7 protein-coding genes are annotated in these 6,305 nt (G+C 35.8%); 6 read left to right on the top strand and 1 reads right to left on the bottom strand.

The features are described from left to right. From PAN06_RS12620 to PAN06_RS12600, 5 genes are all read left to right on the top strand, one after another. A partial coding sequence (locus PAN06_RS12620; protein WP_269796494.1) for a S1C family serine protease occupies nucleotides 1-443 on the top strand: 443 nt, incomplete at its 5' end. 71 nt (nucleotides 444-514) lie between these two features. Continuing rightward, nucleotides 515-1,276, top strand: a complete 762-nt coding sequence (locus tag PAN06_RS12615) for a ParB/RepB/Spo0J family partition protein (RefSeq protein ID WP_269796493.1) — start codon at nucleotides 515-517, stop codon at nucleotides 1,274-1,276. Between the two features lie 267 nt (nucleotides 1,277-1,543). Beyond that, the gene (gene dnaA, locus PAN06_RS12610) at nucleotides 1,544-2,890 is read left to right on the top strand and encodes a chromosomal replication initiator protein DnaA (protein ID WP_269796492.1); all 1,347 of its coding nucleotides are present in this window, start codon (nucleotides 1,544-1,546) and stop codon (nucleotides 2,888-2,890) included. A 159-nt stretch (nucleotides 2,891-3,049) separates the two neighbouring features. Further along, a complete protein-coding gene (gene dnaN / locus PAN06_RS12605; RefSeq protein ID WP_269796491.1) occupies nucleotides 3,050-4,186 on the top strand; it encodes a DNA polymerase III subunit beta in 1,137 nt (378 codons plus the stop codon). 12 nt (nucleotides 4,187-4,198) lie between these two features. Further along, nucleotides 4,199-4,390 carry a DUF951 family protein gene (locus PAN06_RS12600; RefSeq protein WP_049492773.1) on the top strand — a complete coding sequence of 64 codons (192 nt, stop codon included), beginning with the start codon at nucleotides 4,199-4,201 and terminating at the stop codon, nucleotides 4,388-4,390. A gap of 35 nt (nucleotides 4,391-4,425) precedes the next feature. Here the strand turns inward: PAN06_RS12600 and PAN06_RS12595 are convergent, their stop codons facing one another. Continuing rightward, a complete protein-coding gene (locus PAN06_RS12595; protein WP_031574824.1) occupies nucleotides 4,426-4,923 on the bottom strand; it encodes a DUF1307 domain-containing protein in 498 nt (165 codons plus the stop codon). A 177-nt stretch (nucleotides 4,924-5,100) separates the two neighbouring features. On the opposite strand from PAN06_RS12595, the gene ychF reads away from it, so the two are divergent. Continuing rightward, nucleotides 5,101-6,216, top strand: a complete 1,116-nt coding sequence (gene ychF, locus PAN06_RS12590) for a redox-regulated ATPase YchF (protein WP_049475054.1) — start codon at nucleotides 5,101-5,103, stop codon at nucleotides 6,214-6,216. Nucleotides 6,217-6,305 lie beyond the last annotated feature (89 nt).

Below are 6,305 nucleotides of genomic sequence, written 5' to 3'. Positions count from 1 at the left end.
GGATTACCTCAAGTAAAATTTCAAATAACGGACAAACTTCAGTAGAAGGAATGGGATTTGCAATTCCTGCAAATGATGTTGTCAATATTATCAAGCAGCTAGAAGAAAAAGGAAAAGTAGTTCGACCAGCTCTTGGAATCCAAATGATGGATTTATCCAACCTTTCAACTTCTGATTTAAGCCAATTAAAACTTCCTGAAAAAATATCTGGAGGAGTACTGGTTCGTTCAACACTTGAAAATATGCCTGCTTCAGATAAATTGCAACGCTATGATGTCATCACAAAGATCGATGATACAGATATCGAGTCAACTGCAGATTTACAATCTGCCCTCTATTCTCACCAAATCAATGATACGATCAAGGTCACATTCTATCGTGATGGAAAACAACAAACAACTTCTATCAAGTTGACAAAATCAACTGAGGATCTGAGCGATTAACTTTCACTTTCTTGACATACTTGTAAACACACCTTTACGAATTTGTAAAGGTGTGTTATTCTATTCATAAGATGGAAAAATTAGAAAAAATAGCGGTAAAGGACATTCGAACCAATCCTTTCCAACCAAGAAAAGTATTTGATCAAGAAAAATTAGAAGAACTGGCTCAGTCAATCAAAGAAAATGGCTTAATTCAACCCATTATTGTCAGAAAATCTCCAATAATTGGTTTTGAATTGCTTGCAGGTGAAAGACGTTTTAGAGCTTCAAAAATTGCTGGATTAGATCTTGTTCCTGCGATTATTAAAGAGTTAACGGATCAAGAAATGATGCGACAAGCCATTATTGAAAATCTTCAACGAGAAGATCTCAATCCAATTGAAGAAGCTATCTCCTACCAGAAGCTCGTTGATCATGGCTATAAGCACGACCAAATCGCTCAATTTATGGGGAAATCTAGACCCTATATCAGCAATATGCTTCGCTTGTTACATCTAGCTCCCTCTGTTCAAGAAGCAGTCATTCAAAATGATATTTCTTCGGCTCACGCGCGTGTTCTTGTTCCTCTTGATGAAGAAGAGCAGCGATTTTGGTTGGAGCGAATCAAACAGGATCATTTAAATGTTCGAACATTAGAAAATAAGATCAGTTCAAAAAGAAAACAGAAAAATAAAAAAACAAAAGAAAATTTCCTACTAGAAGAGGAACAACGATTGAAAAAAATATTAGGAACAGATGTGACGATACACTCCTCTTCTCAAAATAAAGGAACTATCCAAATTTCTTTTTCCAGTCTTGATGAATACCAACGAATTATCAACAGCCTTAAATAAGGCTGTTATTTTTATTTTTTGTATTGACAAGCTTTTCCACCATAAAAATCTTTTGTAAATAGAAGAAAAATAAGGATATGCTCTAGTTATCCCCACTTTGTGGATAACTTTTAAAAACAATGTGAATTTAAATCCACAACTTGTGGAAAAGTTTAAAACTATAATTTAATTTCATGAAATTTAGCCTGTGGAAAACTATTTTTGTTTGTGGTAGAATAGGAGTACGTATGATTTGATACAATTCAAGAAAAGGAGGGAAGTCTGATAGTGTCACAAGAAGAGCAATTTTGGTCTCGTTTTTTAGAATTAGCCCAATTACAACTAAAAGATAGTGCCTATGATTTTTTTGTCGCCGATTCAAAATTAGTCAAAATCGATGGAGAGACGGCTACCATTTATCTTGATGGAAATTATAAAGAATTATTTTGGGAAACAAATCTAAAAAATGCTTTGATCACAGCCAGCTTTGAAGTCTACAATACAGATTTGAAGTTCCATTTCGTTTTTGAAGATACCGAAGAAATTCCTAGTAGTCATAGGAGATTATCTTCAGCTAGCTTAACAACCGAACCGTTGCCTAAAATTGATACAGGTCTGAAATCAAAGTACACCTTTGATAATTTTGTGCAAGGGGATGGAAATATTTGGGCGAAAGCAGCAGCGCTTGCAGTTTCTGAAAATCTTGCAACAACATACAACCCTCTCTTTATCTATGGTGGACCAGGGCTTGGAAAGACTCACCTATTGAACGCAATTGGAAATCAAATCCTAGAAAATATTCCAAATGCACGGGTTAAGTATGTCCCAGCAGAAACATTTATTAATGAATTTTTAGAACACCTTCGATTAGGAGAAATGAAGACGTTCAAGAATACCTATCGAAGTCTTGATCTCTTACTAATCGATGATATCCAGTCACTTGGTGGGAAAAAAGTCACGACTCAAGAGGAATTCTTTAATACCTTTAATGCTCTCCATAGCGACAACAAACAGATTGTTCTAACAAGCGATCGAAGTCCGGATCATTTAGATAGTCTTGAAGAGCGGCTGGTCACTCGTTTCAAATGGGGACTAACGCAAAATATAACACCACCTGATTTTGAAACTCGGATTGCCATCTTACGGAATAAAATTGAAGATCTAGACTATATTTTTCCTAATGACACACTAGAATATCTAGCTGGTCAGTTTGATTCAAATGTCCGAGACTTAGAAGGTGCCTTAAATGATATTTCTTTAATGGCGAAGGTGAAGAAACTAAAAGAAATTACGATCGATGTTGCAGCTGAAGCTATTCGAGCTCGTAAAAATGATAATAGCAAGACGCTTGTCATCCCCATTGAAAAAATTCAGGAAGCAGTTGGAGCCTTTTATGGAGTCAGTGTAAAAGAAATCAAAGGTTCGCGAAGAGTTCAGAATATTGTCCTAGCACGACAAGTGGCTATGTATCTTTCAAGAGAGATGACGGACAACTCACTTCCTCGAATCGGAAAAGAATTCGGTGGGAAAGACCACACGACTGTCATTCATGCCTATGAAAAAATTAAAAGTATGGTCGACACAGATGATAATCTACGACTCGAAATTCAAAGTATCAAGAAAAAGTTAAATTAATCTGTGGATAACTTCCTCTAAACTTCTAGGGGTTATGCACAATTTTTAAACAAGTAACTTTTTAAGTCATAGATAGGATTCTGAGAGTTTTCCACAACTTCCACACAACCTACTATTACTATTAACTTACTAATCATAAAATAAATAAAAGGAATGACCATGATAAATTTTTCTATTAACAAAACTTTATTTTTACAAGCACTAAATACTACCAAAAGAGCGATCAGTTCAAAAAATGCTATTCCAATCCTTTCCACGATTAAAATTGATGTCACTCCAGAAGGAGTTGCCTTATCTGGATCGAATGGCCAAATTTCAATTGAAAACTTTATTTCTATCAAAGATGAAAATGCTGGTTTACTAGTGACCTCTCCAGGTTCTATTTTATTGGAAGCAACTTTCTTTATTAATGTGGTTTCAAGTTTACCAGATGTTACTTTAGATTTTAAAGAGATTGAACAAAAACAGGTTCTTTTAACAAGTGGAAAATCAGAAATTACACTTAAAGGAAAAGATGCAGATCAATATCCACGTATTCAAGAAATTGCTGCAAGTAATCCATTAGTTTTGGAAACAAAATTATTAAAACAATTAATTAATGAAACAGCATTTGCAGCAAGTGTACAAGAAAGTCGTCCAATTTTGACAGGTGTTCACTTTGTTTTATCGGATAATAAAGAGCTAAAAACAGTAGCAACAGACTCTCACCGTATGAGTCAAAAAGTGATTACACTGGAGAAAAATGGAGACAACTTTGATGTTGTCATCCCAAGTCGCTCTCTTCGTGAATTCACCTCTGTTTTTTCTGATGATATTGAAACAGTTGAGGTTTTCTTTGCTAACAATCAAATTCTCTTTAGAAGTGAACACATTAGTTTCTATACCCGTTTGCTAGAAGGAAATTATCCTGATACAGACCGTCTCATTCCAACAGAATTCAATACAGAGGTAACCTTCAATGTGGCTAACCTTCGATTTGCAATGGAGCGTGCTCGTCTTCTTTCAAATGCGACTCAAAACGGTACGGTTAAATTAGAGTTCAAAAATGGAGTGGTTTCTTCCCACGTTCATTCACCAGAAGTTGGGCGAGTAAATGAAGAGATCGATACGAGCGCCGTTTCAGGAGAGGATTTGTCTATTAGCTTTAATCCAACTTATTTGATCGAAGCGCTCAAAGCTATTGATAGTGAACAAGTTGTTATTCGTTTTATTTCTTCTGTTAGACCGTTTACATTGGTTCCAGAAGGAAATGAACAAGGGTTCATTCAATTGATTACGCCAGTTCGCACAAATTAACAAAGGTGAATCATGTATACGTTAGGTGATTTTGTAGAAATGAAAAAGCCTCACGCTTGTATGATTAAAGAAACAGGCAAGAAGGCAAATCGTTGGGAAATTACGCGACTTGGTGCAGACATAAAAATCAAGTGTAGCAATTGTGATCATGTGGTCATGATGAGTCGCCATGATTTTGAACAGAAAATGAAGAAAGTACTATAAAAGGTTCAGTCACTTATGTGACCGAACCTTTTCGATTATTTTAATTCTTCAAATTTTCCATTTTTAACTTCTTTGAAACCACCCTGTTTCATCATATCAAAAGTTGATTTGAAGCTGATATAGTCGACTTTTTTATCTTTTTGTGTCGTTACTAATTTCTTTTCAATTAGCTGATCTAAGTCTGCCTTTTCATAATTTAGTGTTGTTTTTTCAACCATATAATCATCTTTATATTCAGCAGAATGTGTGAATCCTTTGACATCTTTGTATTCTTCATCATATTTATCGATCATTTCCTTTAATTGATCTTTCGTAACTCCCGCCTCTTTGTAATAAATAGTAGTGGTGGTTTGGTTACTGATCGCTTTATCACCTTTATGTTCTAGTGTAATACGAACATCTGTTTTCTTTTCTTGGTTGATTGCCTGAAGATAGGATTTTTGAACAGATTGTTGTCCACAAGCTCCAAGAAGAAAGAGAGTAAAGATAGCGATTAAAGAAAGAAAAATAGATTTCCATGTTTGTTTTTTCATCTGAAAAACTCCTTTGTTCATTGTTAAATATAGTATACCATTTTTATCTTTTTAGAACGTTACAGTTTGATGAAAAAATCTAGTTTCAAAGGTGATGAAATATTTCATTTTTCATCACTTGTCTTTTGAATTATGTTATAATAAAAGAGATTGAAATTTGAACGGAGAAAAAGAAAAATGGCATTAACAGCAGGTATCGTTGGCTTACCAAATGTTGGTAAATCAACCCTATTTAACGCAATTACAAAAGCAGGAGCAGAGGCCGCAAACTATCCCTTTGCAACCATTGATCCAAACGTTGGGATGGTAGAAGTTCCAGATGAACGCCTCCAAAAATTGACGGAAATGATTACTCCTAAGAAGACAGTTCCGACTACTTTTGAATTTACAGATATTGCGGGGATTGTGAAAGGGGCTTCTAAGGGAGAAGGACTTGGTAATAAATTCTTGGCCAATATCCGTGAAGTAGATGCCATTGTTCATGTGGTACGTGCTTTTGATGATGAAAATGTCATGCGGGAGCAAGGTCGTGAAGATGCCTTTGTTGATCCACTGGCAGATATTGATACCATCAATTTAGAATTAATTTTAGCCGACTTAGAGTCTGTCAATAAACGCTATGCGCGTGTAGAAAAAATCGCTCGTACACAAAAAGATAAGGATTCTGTTGCGGAATTTAATGTTCTACAAAAAATCAAACCAGTTCTTGAAGATGGTAAATCGGCTCGGACCATTGAATTCACTGAGGAAGAACAAAAAGTGGTGAAAGGACTTTTCCTTTTGACTACCAAACCAGTTCTTTATGTAGCCAATGTGGATGAAGATGTTGTTGCAGATCCAGATTCTATCGAGTATGTGAAGCAAATTCGTGACTTTGCGGCAACAGAGAACGCGGAAGTCGTGGTGATTTCTGCGCGTGCTGAGGAAGAAATTTCTGAGCTAGATGATGCAGATAAACAAGAATTTTTAGAGGCGATTGGCCTAGCAGAGTCTGGAGTTGATAAACTTACGCGTGCAGCTTATCACTTGTTGGGACTTGGCACTTATTTCACAGCTGGTGAAAAAGAAGTGCGTGCTTGGACCTTCAAACGTGGCATGAAAGCTCCTCAAGCAGCTGGAATCATCCACTCCGATTTTGAAAAAGGATTTATTCGTGCCGTGACTATGTCCTATGATGATTTGGTCAAATACGGTTCTGAAAAGGCTGTAAAAGAAGCAGGACGCTTGCGCGAAGAAGGAAAAGAATATGTTGTCCAAGATGGGGACATCATGGAATTCCGTTTTAATGTATAAGAGAGTTAAAAAGATGTAAAGGTTGGAAAAAATATTTCCAACCCTTTTAGTGTTTTGAAAGGAAAGAGATGACGAAATTAATTGTTGGA

The organism is Streptococcus sp. SM3 (genome assembly GCF_027497875.1).
The sequence above is the reverse complement of the archived record's forward strand: the minus strand, read 5'-3'. Positions and strand labels throughout refer to the sequence as shown.

What these genes read in the sequence shown, in the direction of transcription:
- ychF (WP_049475054.1), top strand. Translation starts at nt 5,101, where the DNA reads ATGGCATTAACAGCAGGTATCGTTGGCTTACCAAATGTTGGTAAATCA.
- PAN06_RS12600 (WP_049492773.1), top strand. Translation starts at nt 4,199, where the DNA reads ATGTATACGTTAGGTGATTTTGTAGAAATGAAAAAGCCTCACGCTTGT.
- PAN06_RS12595 (WP_031574824.1), bottom strand. Translation starts at nt 4,923, where the DNA reads ATGAAAAAACAAACATGGAAATCTATTTTTCTTTCTTTAATCGCTATC.
- PAN06_RS12615 (WP_269796493.1), top strand. Translation starts at nt 515, where the DNA reads ATGGAAAAATTAGAAAAAATAGCGGTAAAGGACATTCGAACCAATCCT.
- dnaN (WP_269796491.1), top strand. Translation starts at nt 3,050, where the DNA reads ATGATAAATTTTTCTATTAACAAAACTTTATTTTTACAAGCACTAAAT.